Raw genomic sequence first — 16,899 nt, forward strand, 5'->3', positions numbered from 1 at the left:
GTCCCCCGCCTCCCACCCGGAACCCCATCACGGCCGTACCGCCACAATCCGTTCCGATCCCCCCGCCGGCCGTCTTACCCGCGGTCGACTCCATCCTGGTCAGCCCGCCGCCGCGCACTCCTCCGCCTCCGCCAGATACCGCGCGACCGGGCCCAGGGTGAGCATCCCGCTTGCCGCACCGGCGTCTTCCGCGCGGGCGTCACGCAGGGCAGCGGCCGCCTCGGCGGCGATCCCGGGCTCGCCGAGGCGTACCGCGGCACGGGCGGTCAGACACCACAGCGCCTCCTGCATGTGGTCATGCGGCGGCGCGGGCAGCGCGGCCAACGCGGCCCGGGCTTCCTCCCCGCGGTCCCGGGCGAGCAGGAGGAGAGGCGTTGCCCAGGGCCGGTACGGACCCCAGTCGAGGTACGGGTCCGTCGGCGCGGGCCGGTCGTGCAGCAGGCGAAGTCCCAGGAGCGCAAGCGGGAACAGGCCGCGGTGCAGCCCCGGCATCCCGGCCGCCTGCAGGGCTTCCTCGGCGGTGCGGTACTGCGCGGCCACGGTCGCGGCGGTCGGTCCGCCGGGCTCGGTGCTGCGCGCGGCCGCGGCCCGGGCCCGGAACCACCCGGTCAGGACCGGGACCAACGGTGCCTCGGTGGCCGCGGCGAGCCGGTCGGCGGCATCGGCGTGCGCGGCCGCGGCGTCGAGGTCGCCGACCGCCGACGCGGACTGCAGGCGGATCAGCCGGCCGAGCACGGCGAAGGTCGCCAGCTCGTGCCGGGTGGCCACGTCGAGGATCTCCACGCCGGTTCGGTCCCGTACCGCGGCGAGACCGGGACGGGTGAAGGACTGGAGGAACACCCCGTTGAGGGCGAACGCCAGCAGCGCGGGATCGGCCACCTCCCGCGCCAGCTCCTCGGCCTGACGCGCCGCCTGCCGCGCCCGCACCAACTCGCCCTCCGCGAGATCGGCGGTACGGCTCTCCACGGCGACCGTCGCCAGCAGCCGGGCACGCAGGTCCGCGGGGCCGTCCGGGCCCAGCCCGGCAAGCGTGCGCTCGGCGGCCGTCACCACCGCACGCGACTGCTCGGGATCGTCGGCCCGGCTCCACAGCGCGGGCACGTCGTAGGCACCGATGATCCGCGCGGTCAGGAACAGGTCTCCGGTGCGCTGCGCCGCCCGGATCGCGGCGAGCCGGTCGCGCCGCGAGCGGACCAGCGCGTCGCCGCCCGCCGGTGCGAGGGTGCGGGCCAGATCCACGGTGGTCCGCGGGCCGAGCCGGACACCCGGACCGCCCCACCCGGCCTCCGTCCCTTCGGACGGCACGGACCCGTTGAGGATGTCCGTCTCCAACCGTCGAAGGCCCGCGCCGGGATCGAGTCCGAGCTGGTCGACGAGCATCGTGCGGGCGCGGCGCAGCGTGGCCAGCGCGTCGGCCCGGCGGCCCGCCCGGTACAACGCGCGGGCCAGCAGCTCCCAGGCCGGCTCACGCCACGGGTGCTCGGCGACATGGGCACCCAACTCGGCAACCAGGTCGGCTCCTTCGCCCGCATCGAGGAGGATCCGCGCACGCAGCTCCACCGCCTCCAAGCGCAGCTCCTCGAGCCGGGTCCGCTCGCGCTGCGCCCACACGGAACCGGTCACGTCCGCGTACGCGGGTCCGCGCCATCCGGCGAGTGCCGCGGTGAGGCCGGCCACCGTGTCGGGGCTGCGGCGGGCGCGGGCCAGGGCGTCTTCGAACCGCTGGACGTCCACGTCGTCGCGCGGCAGGCGCAGCGCGTACCCGGGGCCGTCGGTGACGATCAGGCGCGGCGGGGTGCGGGGCGGCCGGTCGGGTTCGAGGGCGCGGCGCAGCGCGGCGACGAACGTCCGCAGCGCGCCCACGGCGCGGGCGGGCGGGTCGGCCCACAGGTCGTCGACGAGGGTGTCGGTGGTGACCGTGCGCCCGTCGGCGGCGACGAGCCGGGCGAGTACCTCGCGGTGGCGGGGCCCGCCCAGGTCGACGGTGCTGCCGTCGTCGCGCAGGGCCCGCACCACACCGAGGACGTCGATTCGCATGCCCCCATCCTCCGTGCCGGGGCCCGGTCGCGCCGCACGGTACTGATCGGCTGCTGATCGCCGTCGCCGACGCTGGTCCGGTCAGCCACTCCCGACCGACAAGGACGGTCCGACATGACGCTCGCTCTTCCCGGCTTCGACCACGTCCGCGTGCCCGGCGCGGACGGTGTGGAGCTGGCTGCCGCCGTCGGCGGCAGCGGCAGCCCGCTCGTTCTCCTGCACGGCTTTCCCCAGACGCACCTGATGTGGCGGCACGTCGCCGAGCGGCTCGCCGGCGAGCACACGGTGATCTGCCCCGACCTGCGCGGCTACGGCGCCAGCGACAAGCCGGCCGCCACGGGTCCCGAGGTGTATGCGAAGCGGACCATGGCCGCGGATGTCGTGGCGCTGGCGGCGGCGCTCGGGCACGAGCGGTTCGCGCTCGTCGGCCACGACCGCGGCGCCCTGGTCGCGTTCCGGGCCGGGCTGGACCATCCCGAGACCGTCACGCACCTGGGCATCCTCGACGTGGTGCCGACGCTCGACATGTGGAACGTCCTGCACGGTGTCTCGGCGGCGGTCGGCTACCACCTGTTCCTCATGGCGCAGCCGCCCGGCGTGCCCGAGGCGATGATCGCCGCCAGTGCGGAGGTGTTCTTCGGCTCGTTCCTCGACGCCTGGGCCGGCGACCCGGCCGCCTTGCCCGAGGACGTGCGCGCCGAGTACCTGCGCGCGAGCGCCGCGGCCGTCCCGTCGATCGTCGCGGACTACCGGGCCTCGGCCGGCATCGACATCGCGCACGACCAGGCGGACCTGGACGCCGGGTCGCAGCTGGCCATGCCCGTCACGGTCCTCCAGCAGGACTGGGGCGCACAGCTGGGCTACGACGCCGCCGGCGTGTGGAAGGCGTGGGCCCCGGACCTCGACCACCGGCTGACCCGGGCGGGCCACTTCATGGCGGAGGAGGCCCCGGACGAGATCGGGGCGGCGATCCGGGACCTGCTGCGCCGCTGACAGGGGCGTGCTGCGGGGGCCGCGGTCGCTCCGTGCGCGTGCGCCTGTGCTTGCGAGGGACGCGTCGAGAGCGTTTCGCGGCCTCCCGCCGCTCGGTGCTCCGCGCGCTGAGCGATTCCTGGAGAACCCCCTACTTACGTAACGCAGATCAGCCATCCATGGATGCTGTTACGAAATACGCAACATAGCGGGAATTATGTTGCACGCCGGCGGAGGGGGGTCAGATAGGTGCTTCGCCCTGATTTGGGGGTTTTCCGGTTCGTTAACGTGTTGTCGTTAACGGTAATTCGATAATTGGGGTGCATGGAGGTCGGGATGAACGCCTCCGCGAGGTTCCGCCTCGCACGCGGTGACGCGGCCCCGGACTGCTATCTCTGTCCTCAGGGGCAAAGTAGCGATCTGTGATGCTCAGTCCGTGGGGTCGGTGACATCGTCCTCGGCGAGGATGCGGTAGACGGTGGCCACCGAGTGGCGTTTGCCCTGGTTCTTGCCCGCGGTGATGACCAGCTTGCGGGCGATCTCGGGGATGGGCACACCGTTGGCCCGCAGACTGCGGGCGTAGGCAGCCATGTCGTTGTCGACGACCTTGGGGCGTCCGCCGTGGCGGCTGCGATCGCGGGCGGATGCCTGGCCTTCGAGGGACTTCTCTCGGATGTACTCGCGTTCGGACTCGGCCATGCCGGCGAAGAACGCGAAGACGGCGGCGCCGCCCCGCCGAGTCGGGGGCGGGACCGCCGGTCGGAGCCCGAGCCCGCTTCCGCTCCGCCCGCGCGGGACGCCGGGCCCCGCCCCGGGCGGCAGCGGCGCGAGGTCCTGGGACACCCTTCCGTCCCAGCTGTGATTCACGTCACTGCCGGCGGCTCGGTGCAGCACCCGGCCCCGTTCCACCGTCATGGGGGCAGTGATCGGGACGGGACGAGGAGAGGAGGTCGGCGGGTGAGGTTTCGCAGGAGCGGTCCGGGCAACGGATTCACGGAGTTCGTCGCACAGCGGTCGGGAGCGTTGTTCCGCACCGCGTATGCGCTGACCGGTGACGTGCACGTGGCCGAGGATCTGGTGCAGGAGGCGCTGGAGCGGGCGTGCCGACAGTGGCGGAAGGTCGCGGTGGCGGACTCGCCGGAGGCGTACGTGCGCAAAGTGCTGGTCAACCTGGCCAACGACCGCTGGCGGCGGCTGTCGCGCCTGGGCGAGCGCCCCGGGCTGTCGGGGGTGCCCGAGACGGCCGACCCCCGGGACCGGTTCGGGCAGGTGGATTTGCGCGCGGAACTGATCGAGGCACTGCTCGGGCTGCCGATGGGCATGCGCAGCGTGGTGGTCCTGTACTACCTGCACGATCTGGACGCCCGGCAGGTCGCCGACGTCCTGGACATCTCTTCGAGTGCGGTGAGGTCCCAACTCGCCCGCGGCCTGGCCAAGCTGCGCGATTCCGTATCGGGCGCCCAGGCGCCGCACACGCCGTCGGCCGCTTTCGGAGGTACGAAGTGAGGACCACGTCGTCCGGACCGGCCCCGTTCGAGCCGGGCCTCGAAGCCGAGCTGCGTGCCGCGGTGGCCTCCTTCGCCGACGGGCCGACGGCGCCGGTCTTCGACGTGGCCGCGATCGAGCGAGTCGCCAGCCGCAGCCGCACCCGCCGGGCGCTCCTCGGCACCGCTGCGGCGTGCTGCGTGCTGGCGGGCGCCACGATGGGGTTCTCCGCGCTGAAGCCCGTGCCGCCCGCGCCCGGCGCCTCCCCGTCCCTGTCCCCACCGGCGAACGGGGCGTGCACCCCGCTCGCCACCGGCACCCCCAAGAGCGGAAGCGCCGATGCGACTCCGACACGGGAGCAGGAGCAGACCGCGGGAGCGGGCATCGCGCTGCCGGACCTGGCCGGCATGCCGGTCGAACAGGCCGGAAGCCTGCTGCGCGGACTCGGACTGAGCTGCACGATCATGCGGCACACGGACTGGAACGCTCCCGCCGGGCAGGTGATCAGCAGTGCCCCCCGGGGCGGCGCAGAACCGGTGGCACCGGGCTCGTCCGTCCTCCTGCTGGTCTCGACGGGCAAACCCGGCAGAACCTGAGCGACCGGGCCCTTCGGCCCGCGCACCGGCGGACGGCGCCCCGTCCTGCCGGGCAGGGGAGCCACCCGGAGTGGGGGAACGGCTGCGGGTGGCGGGCTCCGATGCCGTCAGCCGCGCAGCTCGCTCGGCATCGTCCGGGCCCACCGCTGGTGGGCCCGGCGGCTCGATCTTCCTCGCCCGGCACTCCGCCCGCAGGGCATCGCGCTGCCGGTCCTCCACCAGCTCGACCGGACACACCTCGTCCGCCAACCACATGATCAGCTGGTCCTCATCCGCCCGTGTCGCGGGACGGAACTTCAGCGCCTCCCGGATCTGCTTGCGGTGGTTCTCTGACTATCCGAAAGCTACCCGGTGGTTACTTTTCCCCTGGGGGAGAGGTAGGCCGGGGCCTTCTCCTACGCGCCCGACGGCATCATCCCGGCGACGGCCCAGCCGTTCGCGACGGTCGTCACCAAGGACTCCCCCGGCGACGAGGCATCGCACCTGGACCGGCCGGACACCTTCCGCGTGAACATCGCCGCCGGGAAAGAGGCGTTCATCGAGTGGACCGGCCACGCACCGCGTGAACCGGCGCCCGCCGAGGTCGACGCCGGCGCGACCGACACCGTCATCGCGCACCCCGTCTACGGCAGCCTCGGCTGGCTGGCCGTGGTCAACCCGGGCGCGCGCACCGAAGCGTCCACACGCGAACTGCTGCAAGCAGCCCACCGCCTCGCACGCGTGCGTCATGAGCGACGTGCCGAACCGACCGCATGACGACGGCCGTACGGTCCGCGGCGGAAGCGGACGCAGGCTCATCCGGGTCGCGCCGGCCGGTGTCCGCCAACCTTCCGGGGTGCGTGTCGATGATCGACTTGTAGGTTGATCGCCATGACTTCCGCATGGCCTTCGCACCTGCCCGTCGGTGCGGTCCGCTTCGCCCGGCCCACCGCCCGCTACGACGCCGTCGTCGCCTTCTACGAAGACGCGCTCGGCCTCCCGGTGCTGGGCCGGTGGCGGGGCGACGACGGGCACGCCGGGTACGACGGCGTCCTGATCGGGCTGCCCGGCGCACCGGTCCACCTGGAGATCACCCAGCACGGCAACCCGCCGCGCATCCCCGAACCCCACCCCGAGAACCAGCTCGTCCTGTACCTGGCCGGCGCGGAGGCCGTCGGCGACGTCGCCGCGCGCTTGCGGGAGCACGGGCACGAGCCCGTCGAGGCCGCCAACCCGTACTGGCCGGAACGGGGTTGCGTCTGCTTCACGGACCCCGACGGCTGGGTGGTCGTGCTCGCGCCGTGGGTGTTCGGCGTCGACCCGGTCCCGGCCCCCGTCCCGGCCTCCGCGAGCTGAACCGCCGCTCGCCGGGAGCCGGGACCGCGAGGCTCAACTCCCGGCGAGGGCCTGGCGCCAGACCGGGCCGGCGAAGCAGTGGTTGTCGTACGTCCGCGAGCTGCCCTGGATGTCCCGGACGGTGGCCTCGCCGCGGTTGACAGGGCGCTGCTCGGCGTTCGCCGTCATCGGGGTCTCCGGGGGGATGGCGGACAGGGCTGCCGGAACCGACCGGGCCTCACTGCTGCGTCTCCTTCATCCCTTTCGTCTCCTTCGCTTCCGGCGCGACCTTGGCCGCCACCGCGTCGAGGACCCAGTCCAGGCCGACCGCGAACGACTCGTCGGCTTCGATGTCCGTGCCGTCGTACACCAACTTCGACAGTGCCGGGAAGCGGCCCGTCTCCAGCATCTTCGCCAGGCGCGGTCCGGACGCGCGCTGCCACTCGTGCGTGGACAGGCCTGTTTCCCGTTCGGCCCGCAGGTTCGCGATCTCGCGCCGGATCGCGCCGGTGAAGTACGCGCTCACCGTCTCCACCGCGCGCATCGCGGTGTCGACGTCGGTGAGTCCGTCGAGCGCGGACAGCGTGGACTCGGCCACGGCAAGTCCGTTGGGGCCCAGTGCCGGACGGCCGCCGAGCAGGTCGGCCAGCCACTCGTGGCGCAGCGCGGCCTGCCGGGTGCGGTGGGCGTGCAGCCGCAGTGCTTCGCGCCAGTCGTCGGGCGGGTCGGCGGGGAGGATCTCGGCGTAGACCTCGTCGAGCATGAGGTCGAACAGTTCTTCCTTGGTGGCGATGTAGCCGTACAGGCGCATCGGGCCGACGTCGAGCCGGGCGGCGACCTTGCGCAGCGACACTTCGGCGAGGCCGCCTTCGTCGGCGAGCGCGAGGGCGGCGGCGACGATGCGTTCGCGGTCGAGCGGTGCGGGTCGGGTCGGCGGCTCGGGGCGGTCCCAGACAGTCATGGCCTCACCGTACTGTTGCGATACGTCGTCTCATGAAAATACAGTGTATCGCCATGAGACAGCGCATCGCCGTGGTCGGCGGCGGCCCGGGCGGACTGACCCTCGCCCGCGTCCTGCACCGGCACGGCCACCCCGTCACCGTCCTGGAACGCGACCCCTCCCCCGACGCCCGTCCCCCCGGCGGCACCCTCGACCTCCAGCAAGGCCTCGGCCAACTCGCCCTGGACAAAGCCGGGTTGCTGGCGGACTTCCGAAAGCTGGCGCGGCCCGAGGGGCAGGCCATGCGCATCCTGGACCCGAACGGCACGGTCCTGCGCGACTGGCAGCCCGGTCCCGGCGACCATGCCAACCCCGAGATCGACCGCGGACAGCTGCGCGACCTGCTGCTCGGCCCACTGGAGGTCCGCTGGGGCCACGGCGTGACGCGGGTGGTGCCCGAGGGCGGGGACGGCGTCGCGGTCCACTTCGCTGACGGGCGGCAGGAGACGTTCGACCTCGTCGTCGGCGCGGACGGCGCCCGGTCCCGGGTCCGCCCGGCGGTCTCGCCGGCGCGGCCGGGCTACACCGGCGTCACCTACGTCGAGGCCTCCCTCGACGACGTCGACACCCGCCACCCCGACCTCGCCCGGCTGGTCGGCGACGGCTCGGTGGTGGTGTTCGGCGTGAACAAAGCGCTCGTCGGGCAGCGCAACAGCGGCGGCCACGTCAAGGTGTACGCCCAGTTCCGCGCACCGGCGGACTGGCACGCGGGGCTTGACCTGTCCTCCGCCGAGGCGGTGCGGTCGCGGCTGCTGGCGATGTACGACGGCTGGGCGGACCCCGTCCTCGATCTGCTGCGCCGCGGCACCGGGTTCGTCCACCGCGCGCTGTACGTCCTGCCGGTGTCCCACACCTGGACCCACGTCCCCGGCGTGACGCTCCTCGGCGACGCCGCCCACCTGATGCCCCCGCTCGGCGCGGGCGCGAACCTCGCGATGGTGGAGGGCGCCGAACTCGCCGAGGCCATCGTCACCGGGCCCGGCGACCCGGACGCGGTGGTGCGCGCGTTCGAGGAACGGATGTGGGAGCGTGCCGGGCGGTGGGCGCGGATGACGACGGCCGGCCTGGAACGCCTGGTGGGACCGGACCCGGCGCAGGCCGTCGCGGTTTTCGACGACGTGCACGCGTCCTGAGCTCGTCGACTGCGTCGACCGCGGCGATCAGTCTTCGGCCGGGCGGCTCGTCCCGTGCTGCGCGGCAGGCCCGCGAAACGGCCGCCCGGGTCCGGAAGTCCGGAAGACTGCACGCATGACATCCGCTCCCCTGGAACGCACGGACCACACGGCCGCTTTCGCCGCGGCGTTCCCCCGGTTCCTCGTCGACGACGTGCTCGTGGTCGCGTCGACGATGCCGCCGCACCGGCTCGGCCCTGCGCAGCCGTTCTCGGTCGAGGTCGTCGGCGAGGGCGTGGCGATCCCCGAGCGCGTATACAACGACGAGCCGGACGCTGCGCTGACGGCGTCGTTCTCGGCGCGGCAGCGGACGGTGTTCCACTGTCTCTACTCGCGGCACCACGACGGGCGGGTGCGCCAGCGGCACGTCGAGCAGATCGTCTCGCTGACGGAGCCGTGGGTGGTGCCGTTCGTGGTGCGGCTGGTCGGCGAGTACGTGGCGCAGATCCAGCGCGTCATCTGGGACGGGCTGGTCGACATCGACATCCCCGGGACGGCGCAGCACGACGTGTACGGCGCGTTCCTCGCCGCGAACCCGGCCTTCCTGCAGCGGACGCGGCAGCAGGTGGCCAGCTACTGGGACTGCTACTACCGCAACCGGTGGCCGCGGAAGTACTACCCGGGGACCGTCATCGTGGAATCGCTGCGTGATGCCGCGCTGCATACCGTCGGCCGCGGGGGGCCGGCAGCGGTTCGGTGACGCGACGTTGGGACGGGAGGAGCGCGCTCCGACACGGGGGCACCTGTGCGGTGCGCCGGACCGTGCCGCGTGCGTCGTGATCCCCGAGCGGATGCCGCACGAGGCCGAGGCCGTCGGGGACGCGCGGCCCCGCAGCCCGACGACGTCGACGCCTTCGGCCTTCCGATGCACCGGTTCCACGTCACGGGCCCTGCCGGTCCCGAAGCGGAGCGGCTGAGAGCGCAGCGGGATGCGGCGATTGCCGAGATGCTGCCCAAGCGAGTGTTCCGGAGGGACGGCGACCGGTTGGTCGAATCCGGCGGGGTGGAGCGCGGGGCGTTGCCGAACCGGGGGTCACCGCGGCGGCTCGGCCACCGGGGGCTTGCCGGTCTCGGTGTCCGCGCCGTCCCGCTTGCGCCGGTAGTGGCTGCGGCCCTTGGCCGCGTTGCCGCAAGTGGCCATGTCGCACCAGCGGCGGCGGCCGGCGCGGGAGGTGTCGACGAAGACCCAGCCGCAGCGCAGTCCGGGGCAGACGCGGGTGCGCTCGCGGGGGAGGGCGCGGAGCAGGTCGAGGGCACGCAGCGCGAGGTCGTGGGTGAGGTAGTCCAGTCCGGACGTCGCCACGTCGAGACGGAGGTGCGGGGTTCCGCCGTCGAGGGTGAGGCGGGATCGGGCGGCGGCTTGCTTCCAGTGGTTCTCGACGCGGACAACGGACTCGGCGCCGGGCGGAAGTTCTCGGGGAGCCGGGGCGACGGCCCCCGCTTCGTCTCCGTCGCCGTGGACGACCCCCACCAGCACGTCCCGCACGGCCTCCCGCAGTTCCCGTATCCGCTCCAACGCCCGTGCCGCCGCGCCGGGCTCGGCGTCGGCCCGCGTCCGCAGTTCGGTGAGGACGTCGGGAGCGAACTCCCCGGTCAACGCGGCCCATTCCAGCAGACGCGGGTAGCCGTCCAGCCAGTCGACCGGCTCCGCGTCGCGGGCGGTGACGGTGTTGAGCAGGTCGACGACGACGTGTCCGCCGACCAGGTCGCGGGGCTGGAAGGTGTGCGCCTGGATGGTGCCTGTCACGCGTGACCGCCTCTCGTGCTCTCGTCCGGTCCCATGCTCTCGCGCGCGGGACTGTCGGGCCTTGCCGCGCTTGCGCCCGGCTTTCCAACCGGTGTACTGATGTTATCCGGTTAGATTACACCTGGCCGTGCCGAAAGGACCCCCATGCCCGTCGACCTCATCACCGCCCCCTGGAACCTCGGCCTACGCCCACCCCGCCCCGACCGCCACGAGCCCGGAACCTGGCGCGCCCCGCACACCCTCCGCGCCGCCGGCCTCGACACGCGGCTGCGCCCCGCCCGAGTGGTGGAACTCGACCGACCGCCCTACGCCTTCGACCCGCAGCCCGCGACCCGGATCCGCAACGGGGTGACCCTCCGCGAGCACACGCTGCGCCTCGCCGACGCCGTCCACGCCACGCTGGCCGAGGCCGGCCGGTTCCCCGTCGTGCTCGGCGGGGACTGCAGCATTCTGCTGGGCTGCCTGCTCGGCGCCCGGCACGGCGGACGCTGCGGGCTCGTCCACGTCGACGGCCACAGCGACTTCCGGCACCCCGGCACCTACGACGCGGGCGCAGCGCTCGGTTCGGCGGCGGGCATGGACCTCGCCTTGGCCACCGGGCGCGGCGAACTGCTCCTGACGCACTGGCCGCAGGTCGGCCGGCCGCTGGTCGCGGACGAGGACGTCGTCCAGGTCGGCGACCGCGAGGACGAAGAGGTCCCGCCCGTCACCCGGTTCACCGCGCGGGAGATCCAGCGGATCGGCATCGCCGAGCTGGGCGAGCGCGTCGCCCGCCGCCTGGCCCAGCGCGGGCTGGAGCGTGTGTGGCTGCACGTGGACCTCGACGTCCTCGACGAACGCGTCCTGCCCGCCGTCGACACCCCCGGGCGCCCCGGCCTGGACTACGACCAGCTCGCCCGCCTCGTCGAGACGCTCCTCGGGACCGGCCGCGTGATCGGCCTCGACGTGTCCGTCTACGACCCCGAACTCGACCCGGACGGCACCCACGCCGCCCGCATCGCCGACTGCCTGGCCACCGCACTCGCCCCGATCACCGCCACACCAAGCACCACCACGACCGCTGCAGCGAGCACCGCCGCAGGGAGCACCGCATGAAGACCCTGTTCGCCGACGGCCCCGACCCCCGCTACGCCGCCGAGCTCGACGAGTTCGGGCGCCTGGCCGGGGAGTGGCGGACCCGGATCACCTACCATCCCGCCGACGGCGCCCCGCCGTATTCCGTGAACGGCGCATGGGAGTTCGGCTACGCCCTCGACGGCCGCGCCGTGATCGACGTGTGGCGCCGGCCCGCCCCGAAGACGCCCCCGCCGAAGGCCGCGCCCGACCAGGAGTCCGGGTTGTGCGTCCGCATCTGGGACCCGCGGCTGCAGTTGTGGCGGTTCACCTTCCACGGCACCGCCCACGGCGACGTCGTCCCCATGTACGCGCGCCGCATCGGCGACGAGATCGTCATGGAACGCGCCCACGGCGGCACGCTCGTCCGGTGGACCTTCGCCGATGTCACCGCCGACGCCTTCCACTGGCGCAACGAGCGCTCCACCGACGGGGGACGCACCTGGCACCTCGACCAGGAAGTCCACGCCCGCCGCCGGTGAACAACGCCGCGCCCGCACCGGCAGGCCGACGCGCACCCGCCGTTGAAACGCCTGCGCACCCCGGCTACCTTGAGCCCCCGACACCACATGTCGAATATTCGACATGTAGGGCAATGCGGTCCGCTCGAGACACCACCGGAGCCCCCATGACCACCCCCGCACCCGACCGACTCGCCGACATCGAAGCCCTCAAGCAGCTCAAAGCCCGCTACTTCCGGTACATGGACACCAAGGACTGGGCCGCGCTGCGCACCGTCTTCACCGACGACGCCCACATGGACATCGACGGGTTCGGCAGCGACGGCGGCGACGCGATCATCGCCTTCATGTCCGGCGTCCTCACCCCGCTGCGCACCGTCCACCACGGCCACATGCCGGAGATCACCCTCACCGGCCCCGACACCGCCACCGGCATCTGGGCGATGTTCGACTACGTCCAATTCCCCGCCGACGGCGCACCCCAGGGCTTCCACGGCTACGGCCACTACCACGACGAATACCGCAAGCAGGACGGCACATGGCGCATCGCCTCCACGACCGTCGCCCGCCTGCGCATCGACCCGCTCCCCGGCGGCCTCCCGCAGAACCCGGCCTGAGCACCACAACCGGACCGGGCCTCGGGAAGTCGCCGACGGGGCCACGCGCCCCGCCGGCGACTCCCGGCGTTCGGTCCGGTGCCGGAAACGGCACACCCCACCCGAACCCCCGCCGCTACGCTCCCGCCGGCCACGTCGACAACGCCCGGTGCAGCGCGTCCACCACCTCCGGCCACGACTGCGCCGGACTGCGCGCCGCCAGGAAACCGCCGTGCGACTCCACCAGGACGAACCCGTGGAACGCACTGCGCAGCAGCCGCGCCGCATCGGTCACCGCCGGCTCGGACAGGCCGTAGCCGCGCAACAGGGCGTACGTCGCCTCGATCCCGCGCAGGTCGCCCCCCAACTCCGCCCAGCGCTCCGGCGCCACGGCCAACTGCTGCGCCTGGTAGCGGCCCGGGTACGTGAGCGCGAACGTGCGGTACGCGTCCGCGAACGCCATCAGCGCGTCACGGCCCGAGCAGCCCATCAGCGCGGCGCCCACCCCGTCGGCCAGTTCGCCGGCCGACCGCACCGCGACACGCTCGCGCAGGTCCTGGAGGCTGCGGATGTGCGAGTACAAGCTCGCGTCCTTCACCCCGAACCCGCGCGCCACCGCCGACACCGTCACCCGGTCGAAACCCACCTCGTCCGCCAGGTCCGCGGCCGCCTCGACCACCCGCTCCACCGTCAGCCCCGCACGCGCCAACACCGCCCCCTTCGCCCGCCGGCGCATCCGATCGCCCCGGCCCACCCCAACCTAACCATAAAAGTCATTTGCCTAGGACTCCTAGGAAACTCTAACGTCACCCCATGCAGCCCCTCACCGACCGCGACATCCGCGCCAGCTTCGTCAACTGCACCCAAGGCGAAGCCAAGCGCCTCCACACCCCCCGCGACCTCCCCCAACTCCCCTGGGCAGACCTCGACTTCCTCGGCTGGCGCGACCCCGCAGCCCCCGACCGCGGCTACCTCGTCACCCCCCACCACGACACCACCGTCGGCATCGCGCTACGCGCCACCACCAACACCCGCACCTTCCAACACCGCGGCCTGTGCTCCATCTGCCTCACCACCCACCCCGGCAGCGGCGTCGCCCTCATGACCGCCCGCAAAGCCGGCCGCCCCGGCCGCGAAGGCAACTCCGTCGGCATCTACATGTGCACCGACCTCGCCTGCCCCCTCTACGTCCGCCGCATCAAAACCACCAAAGCCGTCGGCGGCCGCGCCACCGAATCCCTCACCCTCGACGAACAGATCACCCGCACCCGCGACAGACTCGCCGCCTTCGTCAACAAAGTCCTCACCTGACACCCAACCCCCGCCGGCAACCACCCGGGCCTGCCAGCCTGAGGCAATGACCCCCACACCCCCACCCGCCGACCGGGACCTCTTCACCGCCGCGCTGCGCCTCACCCACCACGCCGCCCGCACCGCCGCCACCGCATTCCTCGACGCCGCCTGGGCCGGCAGCCGCAAACCGGACGGCACCGAAGTCACCGACACCGACCGCGCCGTCGAAGAACACCTCCGCCGCGAACTCGCCCGCCTCACCCCCGACGACACCATCCACGGCGAAGAAACCGGCACCACACCCGGCACCAGCGGCCGCCGCTGGACCATCGACCCGATCAACGGCACCGGCTACTTCACCACCATCGCCGCCGCCCGCGGCCACGGCTGCTGGATCCTCGAAGGCCCCGAACCCGACCTCGCCACCGCACGCCCCGCCCGCGTCACCACCCGCACCCGCCTCACCGGAGCCCGCACCCAGGCCCACAACATCGCCGGATGGCCCGAAGCCCTGCTCACCACCCTCCACCACCGCGTCCACCTCACCCACTCCACCGGCATCACCGCCGCCCTCGTCACCGGCCACGCCGACGCGGGCATCATCGCCGGGCCACCCATGGGACCAGAGGACCTCGCACCGATGGCAGTGATCGTTCCCGAGGCGGGCGGACGGATCACCGACCTGGACGGCAGACCCGTCCTTGCGGGAGACACCAGCGTCCTCGCGACCAACGGGCACTTGCACGACGCCTACCTGACACTCCTGCAAGGACTGCCGCCTGCCGAACGCTGCCCGGCACCACGGCGCCCACCGTCGCGGACCAGGAGGCTGAACCAGGAGGCTGAGGAACATCGGAACGAACACCGGCGCTAAGGCGTCCGCGCGTCTGCGCGGGCTTTGACCGGCGGTTCTCGGGCCGCAGCCTTCGGCAGCCGCGTTGGCCGGCCGCGCGGAGGCCCGGGGTTCCGGTGGAGTTCCGACGGATGAGCGCCCGGCGGATGCGCCGGCCGAGGTCGTCGACTACGCCGCCGAACCGCTCGGCACCGGTGACGCGTCGGCGGAGCACCCTGCCCGCGCTGCCGACGACGGTCAGCGCGCAGGGCTGGACCTGTCGTCGGCGGCGTCTGAGGGTGCGCCGGTCTCCGAGTCGGACCGGCCGCGGAGATCGCCGTATGGGCATTGGGCGGCGTGGACATGTCCGCGATACCGCCCGCCCATTGGCGGAGTTGACGCGGGACCGGGTGGACGACCGGAAAGCCTGGTTACTGCGGCGGCACGCCGACGCACGCACCTTCGCAACATTGCTGCCAACCGCGATGTATCCGGCGGAGCGGGCCGTGGACAACGCGCGGGACCTGCTGGACGTGCGGGTGGCGACGAAACCATCGGCGAAAGCCGAGCAGGACAGTTCGCAAACGACGCCGGCGGGGCCAAGGGGCCCTACAGGGCGAAGCAGGAACGGGTCAGGCCATGCCCGGCGCCCCGGCGCCCCGGCGCCCAGGTGGGCGGGTGCTCACGGGGTGACGAGCCCTCTCCGGTAGGCGGCGATGACGAGTTGGGCGCGGTCGCGGGCGGCGAGTTTCGCAAGCAGGTTCCCGATGTGGGTCTTGACCGTCTTGATGGAGATGGTGAGGGTGCCGGCGATCTCGTCGTTGGACAGGCCGTGGGCCACGAGGGTGAGAACCTCCGTCTCCCGTTCCGTGAGCGGAGGCGGGGTGCGCGGCGGACGTACGGCGGGCCGGTCGAGGTAGTGCTCGACGAGGCGAGTGAGGATGCTCGGCGCGAACAGTGATTCCCCGGCATGGGTGCGGCGGACGGCGTCGAGCAGGTCGTCGGGCCGGGCGTCTTTCAGGAGAAAGCCGCTGGCACCGGCCCGTAGTGCGGTGTAGACGTACTCGTCGAGCTCGAACATGCTCAGGACGAGTACTCGCGTGGCGGTGAGGCCGGGCTCGCCAGTGATGCGGCGGGTGGCTTCGATGCCGTCGCCGTCCGGCATGCGAATGTCCATGAGCACGACATCGGGCGCGAGCTCCCGGGCCCGGGCGAACACGTCGTTGCCGCTGGCCGCTTCGCCGACGAGGACCAGGTCGGGAGCAGCATTCACGAGCAGGGACAGGCTGTGACGCATGAGCGGCTGGTCGTCCGCAATGAGCACACGGATTGCGGTCACCGCCGCACCTCGCCCGGCCGCTCCGGCAGCCGGGCGCTGACGACGAACCCGCGGTCCGTACGGCCGGCGTGGAGCGAACCGCCGAGCGCGGTCACCCGCTCACGCAGTCCCACCAGGCCGTACCCCGCACCTGCGGCCGGCTGCCAACCGGGCACAGGGCCTCGGTCCCGAACCGTCACGACAAGCCCGTCACCCGAACCGGTGACGGACACCTCCGCGGTGGTGGGACCGGCGTGACGCAGGCAGTTGTGCAGCGCCTCGCGCACCACCGCACAGACGGCCAGCTGTACACCCGGCGAGACATCGCCGCCCGTGCCGCCGGGGGCGAGTCGGACGTCGAGCCCGGCGTCCCGGGCGCTCTGGACGATCGCGGGAAGGTCGGTCATCGATTCGACCGGGCGCAACGGGACCGACTCCTCGCCGCCCTCGCCTTCGGGACCGCGCAACAGGGTCAGCATGCGGCGCAGCTCCCTGGTGGTCTCCCGGCTGACCTCCTCGATGTCGGTCAGCGCCGCGAGGCTCTCCAACGCGTCGCCGGGCGCGGCCGCCCGGGCGGACGCGGCCCGCACCGTGATGAGTCCGAGGCCATGGGACACCAAGTCGTGCCCCTCGCGTGCGATACGCAGTCGCTCGCCCTGCGCGGCGCGCTGCCCGGCCCAGGACGTCAGACGGCGCTCGAACTCCCGTTGCTGCCGCCGCGCCCGCAGCACCGCCCACACGGACACCGTGACGGCGAGTACGACCACCGCGACGGCGGTGACACCCGCGGCCGGCCCGTTGCCGCCGGACAGGACAAGTGCGACCGCGACGCTGCCGAGAACGGCGGCCACGGTGATGCCGACACGCGAACCGCGCGTCGGCCGGACGATCTCCATCCCCCGGAGTCTAGGGAGGCCGCTCTCCCCCCACATCGGACCCAGGTCCGAGGGACCACGGACCGAA

19 protein-coding genes and 1 pseudogene are annotated in these 16,899 nt (G+C 73.0%); 12 read left to right on the top strand and 8 right to left on the bottom strand.

Annotated features, from left to right (window positions below):
• Positions 1-99: 99 nt before the first annotated feature.
• The gene (locus ACPA54_RS04905) at positions 100-2,037 is read right to left on the bottom strand and encodes an AfsR/SARP family transcriptional regulator (protein WP_423527124.1); all 1,938 of its coding nucleotides are present in this window, start codon (positions 2,035-2,037) and stop codon (positions 100-102) included.
• Positions 2,038-2,151: 114 nt separating this feature from the next.
• Between ACPA54_RS04905 and ACPA54_RS04910 the strand changes: the two genes are divergently transcribed.
• Positions 2,152-3,030 carry an alpha/beta fold hydrolase gene (locus ACPA54_RS04910; RefSeq protein WP_423527126.1) on the top strand — a complete coding sequence of 293 codons (879 nt, stop codon included), beginning with the start codon at positions 2,152-2,154 and terminating at the stop codon, positions 3,028-3,030.
• Between the two features lie 408 nt (positions 3,031-3,438).
• Here the strand turns inward: ACPA54_RS04910 and ACPA54_RS04915 are convergent, their stop codons facing one another.
• Positions 3,439-3,708: a hypothetical protein gene (locus ACPA54_RS04915; protein ID WP_423527128.1), complete on the bottom strand. Its 270-nt coding sequence runs from the start codon at positions 3,706-3,708 to the stop codon at positions 3,439-3,441.
• 258 nt (positions 3,709-3,966) lie between these two features.
• Here ACPA54_RS04915 and ACPA54_RS04920 point away from each other — a divergent pair, with 258 nt between their 5' ends.
• The 4 genes and pseudogenes from ACPA54_RS04920 (at position 3,967) to ACPA54_RS04935 (ending at position 6,425) form a co-directional block, all read left to right on the top strand.
• Positions 3,967-4,515, top strand: coding sequence for a SigE family RNA polymerase sigma factor (locus ACPA54_RS04920; protein ID WP_100584537.1), 549 nt, complete (start codon positions 3,967-3,969; stop codon positions 4,513-4,515).
• Positions 4,512-5,090, top strand: coding sequence for a PASTA domain-containing protein (locus ACPA54_RS04925; protein WP_423527130.1), 579 nt, complete (start codon positions 4,512-4,514; stop codon positions 5,088-5,090). The genes ACPA54_RS04920 and ACPA54_RS04925 overlap by 4 nt, the downstream gene beginning before the upstream one ends.
• A 399-nt stretch (positions 5,091-5,489) precedes the next feature.
• A pseudogene (locus ACPA54_RS04930) lies at positions 5,490-5,846 on the top strand (DUF6194 family protein); the annotation flags it as partial.
• A gap of 114 nt (positions 5,847-5,960) precedes the next feature.
• Positions 5,961-6,425, top strand: coding sequence for a VOC family protein (locus ACPA54_RS04935; RefSeq protein ID WP_423527132.1), 465 nt, complete (start codon positions 5,961-5,963; stop codon positions 6,423-6,425).
• Between the two features lie 33 nt (positions 6,426-6,458).
• Here the strand turns inward: ACPA54_RS04935 and ACPA54_RS04940 are convergent, their stop codons facing one another.
• Together ACPA54_RS04940 and ACPA54_RS04945 are read right to left on the bottom strand one after the other, a co-directional pair.
• Positions 6,459-6,593: a hypothetical protein gene (locus ACPA54_RS04940; protein WP_423527134.1), complete on the bottom strand. Its 135-nt coding sequence runs from the start codon at positions 6,591-6,593 to the stop codon at positions 6,459-6,461.
• A 49-nt stretch (positions 6,594-6,642) separates the two neighbouring features.
• Complete coding sequence (locus tag ACPA54_RS04945) at positions 6,643-7,365, bottom strand: TetR/AcrR family transcriptional regulator (RefSeq protein ID WP_423527136.1); 723 nt, start codon at positions 7,363-7,365, stop codon at positions 6,643-6,645.
• 53 nt (positions 7,366-7,418) lie between these two features.
• Here ACPA54_RS04945 and ACPA54_RS04950 point away from each other — a divergent pair, with 53 nt between their 5' ends.
• Positions 7,419-8,537: an FAD-dependent oxidoreductase gene (locus ACPA54_RS04950; RefSeq protein ID WP_423527138.1), complete on the top strand. Its 1,119-nt coding sequence runs from the start codon at positions 7,419-7,421 to the stop codon at positions 8,535-8,537.
• A 115-nt stretch (positions 8,538-8,652) separates the two neighbouring features.
• Positions 8,653-9,276, top strand: a complete 624-nt coding sequence (locus ACPA54_RS04955) for a hypothetical protein (RefSeq protein WP_423527140.1) — start codon at positions 8,653-8,655, stop codon at positions 9,274-9,276.
• A 333-nt stretch (positions 9,277-9,609) separates the two neighbouring features.
• On the opposite strand, the gene ACPA54_RS04960 is transcribed toward ACPA54_RS04955, so the two are convergent.
• The gene (locus ACPA54_RS04960) at positions 9,610-10,323 is read right to left on the bottom strand and encodes a CGNR zinc finger domain-containing protein (protein WP_423527141.1); all 714 of its coding nucleotides are present in this window, start codon (positions 10,321-10,323) and stop codon (positions 9,610-9,612) included.
• 144 nt (positions 10,324-10,467) lie between these two features.
• On the opposite strand from ACPA54_RS04960, the gene ACPA54_RS04965 reads away from it, so the two are divergent.
• The 3 genes from ACPA54_RS04965 (at position 10,468) to ACPA54_RS04975 (ending at position 12,514) form a co-directional block, all read left to right on the top strand.
• On the top strand, positions 10,468-11,418 hold the full coding sequence (locus ACPA54_RS04965) for an arginase family protein (protein ID WP_423527143.1): 951 nt from the start codon (positions 10,468-10,470) through the stop codon (positions 11,416-11,418).
• A complete protein-coding gene (locus tag ACPA54_RS04970) occupies positions 11,415-11,918 on the top strand; it encodes a hypothetical protein (RefSeq protein ID WP_423527145.1) in 504 nt (167 codons plus the stop codon). Before ACPA54_RS04965 ends, ACPA54_RS04970 begins: the two co-directional genes overlap by 4 nt.
• 146 nt (positions 11,919-12,064) lie before the next feature.
• Positions 12,065-12,514 carry a nuclear transport factor 2 family protein gene (locus tag ACPA54_RS04975; protein ID WP_423527147.1) on the top strand — a complete coding sequence of 150 codons (450 nt, stop codon included), beginning with the start codon at positions 12,065-12,067 and terminating at the stop codon, positions 12,512-12,514.
• 115 nt (positions 12,515-12,629) lie between these two features.
• Here ACPA54_RS04975 and ACPA54_RS04980 read toward each other — a convergent pair whose 3' ends face one another.
• Entirely contained in the window at positions 12,630-13,205 is a 576-nt protein-coding gene (locus ACPA54_RS04980; protein ID WP_423527149.1) for a TetR/AcrR family transcriptional regulator, read from the bottom strand.
• Between the two features lie 101 nt (positions 13,206-13,306).
• On the opposite strand from ACPA54_RS04980, the gene ACPA54_RS04985 reads away from it, so the two are divergent.
• On the top strand, positions 13,307-13,804 hold the full coding sequence (locus ACPA54_RS04985) for an FBP domain-containing protein (RefSeq protein WP_423527151.1): 498 nt from the start codon (positions 13,307-13,309) through the stop codon (positions 13,802-13,804).
• A gap of 46 nt (positions 13,805-13,850) precedes the next feature.
• Positions 13,851-14,660 carry an inositol monophosphatase family protein gene (locus ACPA54_RS04990; protein ID WP_423527153.1) on the top strand — a complete coding sequence of 270 codons (810 nt, stop codon included), beginning with the start codon at positions 13,851-13,853 and terminating at the stop codon, positions 14,658-14,660.
• Positions 14,661-15,300: 640 nt separating this feature from the next.
• Here the strand turns inward: ACPA54_RS04990 and ACPA54_RS04995 are convergent.
• Positions 15,301-15,957, bottom strand: coding sequence for a response regulator (locus ACPA54_RS04995; protein WP_423527155.1), 657 nt, complete (start codon positions 15,955-15,957; stop codon positions 15,301-15,303).
• Positions 15,954-16,832, bottom strand: coding sequence for a sensor histidine kinase (locus ACPA54_RS05000; protein WP_423527157.1), 879 nt, complete (start codon positions 16,830-16,832; stop codon positions 15,954-15,956). Before ACPA54_RS05000 ends, ACPA54_RS04995 begins: the two co-directional genes overlap by 4 nt.
• Between the last annotated feature and the right edge of the window lie 67 nt (positions 16,833-16,899).

The sequence above is a fragment of the Uniformispora flossi genome (genome assembly GCF_049534875.1).
Lineage (GTDB): Bacteria > Actinomycetota > Actinomycetes > Streptomycetales > Streptomycetaceae > Yinghuangia > Yinghuangia aomiensis.

Bases quoted from the DNA above. Each gene is read 5' to 3' on its own strand.
- ACPA54_RS04905 (WP_423527124.1), bottom strand. From the start codon at position 2,037: ATGCGAATCGACGTCCTCGGTGTGGTGCGGGCCCTGCGCGACGACGGC.
- ACPA54_RS04910 (WP_423527126.1), top strand. From the start codon at position 2,152: ATGACGCTCGCTCTTCCCGGCTTCGACCACGTCCGCGTGCCCGGCGCG.
- ACPA54_RS04915 (WP_423527128.1), bottom strand. From the start codon at position 3,708: ATGGCCGAGTCCGAACGCGAGTACATCCGAGAGAAGTCCCTCGAAGGC.
- ACPA54_RS04935 (WP_423527132.1), top strand. From the start codon at position 5,961: ATGACTTCCGCATGGCCTTCGCACCTGCCCGTCGGTGCGGTCCGCTTC.
- ACPA54_RS04940 (WP_423527134.1), bottom strand. From the start codon at position 6,593: ATGACGGCGAACGCCGAGCAGCGCCCTGTCAACCGCGGCGAGGCCACC.
- ACPA54_RS04945 (WP_423527136.1), bottom strand. From the start codon at position 7,365: ATGACTGTCTGGGACCGCCCCGAGCCGCCGACCCGACCCGCACCGCTC.
- ACPA54_RS04950 (WP_423527138.1), top strand. From the start codon at position 7,419: ATGAGACAGCGCATCGCCGTGGTCGGCGGCGGCCCGGGCGGACTGACC.
- ACPA54_RS04955 (WP_423527140.1), top strand. From the start codon at position 8,653: ATGACATCCGCTCCCCTGGAACGCACGGACCACACGGCCGCTTTCGCC.
- ACPA54_RS04965 (WP_423527143.1), top strand. From the start codon at position 10,468: ATGCCCGTCGACCTCATCACCGCCCCCTGGAACCTCGGCCTACGCCCA.
- ACPA54_RS04970 (WP_423527145.1), top strand. From the start codon at position 11,415: ATGAAGACCCTGTTCGCCGACGGCCCCGACCCCCGCTACGCCGCCGAG.
- ACPA54_RS04975 (WP_423527147.1), top strand. From the start codon at position 12,065: ATGACCACCCCCGCACCCGACCGACTCGCCGACATCGAAGCCCTCAAG.
- ACPA54_RS04985 (WP_423527151.1), top strand. From the start codon at position 13,307: ATGCAGCCCCTCACCGACCGCGACATCCGCGCCAGCTTCGTCAACTGC.
- ACPA54_RS04990 (WP_423527153.1), top strand. From the start codon at position 13,851: ATGACCCCCACACCCCCACCCGCCGACCGGGACCTCTTCACCGCCGCG.
- ACPA54_RS05000 (WP_423527157.1), bottom strand. From the start codon at position 16,832: ATGGAGATCGTCCGGCCGACGCGCGGTTCGCGTGTCGGCATCACCGTG.